Origin of the sequence: Pseudomonas sp. PS02303, assembly GCF_029959925.1 — a bacterium.
Lineage (GTDB): Bacteria > Pseudomonadota > Gammaproteobacteria > Pseudomonadales > Pseudomonadaceae > Aquipseudomonas > Aquipseudomonas mandelii.
The window spans coordinates 1-2812 of the sequence record NZ_JASCOM010000440.1 but is presented as its reverse complement, the minus strand read 5'-3'; the positions used below and the strand labels follow the sequence as shown (position 1 = coordinate 2812).

The 2812-nt window shown below is 61.7% G+C and carries 2 protein-coding genes; one reads left to right on the top strand and one right to left on the bottom strand.

Going from position 1 to position 2812, the window contains the following annotated elements; genetic code table 11:
• The first annotated feature begins 124 nt into the window (after positions 1-124).
• Positions 125-1294 carry an MFS transporter gene (locus QMX98_RS33790; RefSeq protein ID WP_083376821.1) on the top strand — a complete coding sequence of 390 codons (1170 nt, stop codon included), beginning with the start codon at positions 125-127 and terminating at the stop codon, positions 1292-1294.
• 3 nt (positions 1295-1297) lie between these two features.
• Here the strand turns inward: QMX98_RS33790 and pssA are convergent, their stop codons facing one another.
• Complete coding sequence (gene pssA / locus QMX98_RS33785) at positions 1298-2641, bottom strand: CDP-diacylglycerol--serine O-phosphatidyltransferase (protein WP_010460013.1); 1344 nt, start codon at positions 2639-2641, stop codon at positions 1298-1300.
• Between the last annotated feature and the right edge of the window lie 171 nt (positions 2642-2812).

The window sequence follows — 2812 nt, the reverse complement described above, 5'->3', positions numbered from 1 at the left end:
GCCTCGCTCCTGCAGCGAGGCTTGCCCGCGAAGGCATTATCACGCTCACCGATATTCCTCCTGCCTTGCACATAACCCGCGCTAACATCCCCCGCCAATAATAAAAGCTCACGGAAGACTCACCATGACCACCCCTGCCTTCGACCTGCGCCCACTCATGGTCGCCAACATGGCCTGTTCCATGTCGATGATGGCGTTCGTCTCCCTGATCGGACCGATCGCCCGGGTGTTGGGCCTGGCCACCTGGCAGGCCGGCGCGGCGGTGACGGTGTCCGGGGTGATCTGGATGTTGCTCGCCCGCCCCTGGGGCCAGGCCAGTGATCGCTATGGCCGGCGACGGATTCTGTTGATCGCCACAGCCGGCTTCACCCTCGCCTACTGGGCCTTGTGCCTGTTCATCGATGCCTCGTTGCGTTTTCTGCCGTCGGCGCTGTTGGGGTTTATCGGGTTGATGATCGGACGCGGCCTGATCGGCGTGTTCTATGCCGCGATTCCGGTGGGCGGCAACGCGCTGATCGCCGACAACATCGAGCCGCAACACCGCGCCAAAGCCATGGCGGCCCTGGGCGCGGCCAACGCCTGCGGGCTGGTGATTGGCCCGGCGATTGCGGCGTTGTTGTCGCGCTTCAGTCTGAGCTTGCCGTTCTATGCCATGGCGATCCTGCCGTTATTGGCGTTTGTGGTGCTACACTACAAACTCAAGGGTCAGGAACTGCACCTGCGGCAAGCGCCGCGCAAGGTTCATCTGAACGATCCACGACTGCGTCGCCCAATGGCTGTCGCGTTTGTGGCGATGCTCTGTGTGTCGATTGCGCAGATCACCGTCGGCTTCTTCGCCCTCGACCGACTCGGCATGAACCCGGCCGATGCCGCGCAAACAGCGGGTATCGCCTTGACCATGGTCGGTTTCGCGCTGATCTGTTCGCAACTGCTGGTGCGCCGGCTTGAATGGCCGCCGCTGCGGCTCATCCGCGCGGGCGCACTGGTGGCGGCCGTGGGCTTTGCCGGCAGCATCCTGGCGGATGCTGCGTGGGGTTTATGGCTGTGCTTTTTCGTGTCGGCGGGCGGGATGGGACTGATCTTTCCGTCGTTCGCCGCACTGGCGGCCAACGCGGTCGACGCCTCGGAACAAGGCGCCACCGCCGGCTCCATTGGTGCCGCGCAAGGCTTTGGCGTGGTCATCGGACCGCTGGCGGCGACGTTGATCTACGACGTCGATCCGCGCCTTCCCTACCTGGTTGCCGCTGCGCTGTTGCTGCTGGTGGCGTTGTGGCCACAGACGCGGCAGCACTGAGGGTTACAAAATCCGATAGAGCAACCGCTCGATCCGCACCCGACTGACACGCTTGAGGAACTTGGCCACCGCCGCCGGGTATTCCAGCAGCGTTTCCAGATCCTGATATCGCTGGATGCGCGTGGTGTTGTGGAAAATCTCGCCCAGTTCTTTACTGCGCGGCTCCAGCAATTCGCCTTTCGGGTCATCGATCAGCAACGCGTTCTCAAGGTCGAGGCGGAACGCCCGTGGGTTGAGGTTATTACCGGTCAGCAAGGTGTAGCGCTTGTCGATCCACATGCCTTTGAGGTGATAGGTGTTGTCGCCGTCCTTCCACAAATGCAGGTTCAACTTGCCGCTGTCGATGCTGTGTTGATGGCGTTTGGCAAAGCGCCGCAGGCTGATCTCGTAAAGATACGGCAGCGCGGCGATCACCTTGAACGGCTCGCTCGGCGGGATGAAGAAGTCGTTGGCGGTCTTGTCGCCGACCACGATGTCGATTTTCACGCCGCGCCCCAGAGCCCGGTTGATTTCCCGGGTCACCGCCAATGGCAGGTTGAAATACGGTGTGCAGATGGTCAACTGATGTTGAGCGCTGGCGATCAACTCGCAAATCACTCGGCTCAACGGGTTGTTCTTGCCCACACCGAGCAGCGGACTCACCGACAAACCGCCCTTCGCCGTACTGCCGGCCGTGGTGTCGTACGCCGCGTGCTTGAGGCGGCTGCGCAAATCGCCAATGTCGTTGCGCAGGCTGCGGGTGGTCGGCAGGTTCGGCAGGTCGAGACGATGCACCGCTTTGGAAGCGATCAGACCGTGCTGGATCAAGTGCTGCATGGAATCAGCCAGTGCGTGGTTCTGCAGCAGGTGATAACGGTCGTAGCGGTACTTGTCGAACTTGTGCAGGTAAACGTTGTTCAGGCTCGCGCCGCTGTAGATCACGCAGTCATCGATCACAAAGCCTTTCAAATGCAGCACGCCGAACAACTCGCGAGTCTGCACCGGCACGCCGTACACCGGCACAACACTTTCGTGGGTGCGCGTCGCTTCCTGGTACCAGGCCGAGTTGCCCGGCTGTTTGCCGGCACCGATCAAGCCGCGCTGAGCGCGCAGCCAGTCAACCACCACGACCACGTCCAGTTCCGGACGCTTCAGTTTGGCGGCGTGCAAGGCATCAAGGATTTCCTGGCCGGCCTCGTCCTGTTGCAAGTACAGCGCAACGATATAGATGCGTTGGGTGGCACTGGCGATTTTTTCCAGCAGGCAACGCCGGAACTCGGCAGCGCCGGAAAGAATGGTGACGGCATCGGCGGTCAGCGGAAAACTGCGCAGCTTAGGCAGCAGAGAGCGTTTGAAAAGCGACGGCATAGGGCTCGCAAAGGGTCAATTCCGAAGAGTCCGAGAGCTTACACCATGGATCCGCTTGGGTCTTCCCACGGCACCGATCGTTCCCGCGCTCTGCGTGGGAATGCCGCCATGGACGCTCTGCGTCCGCTTCGAAATGTGACGCGGAACGTCACGGGATGCATTCCCACGCAG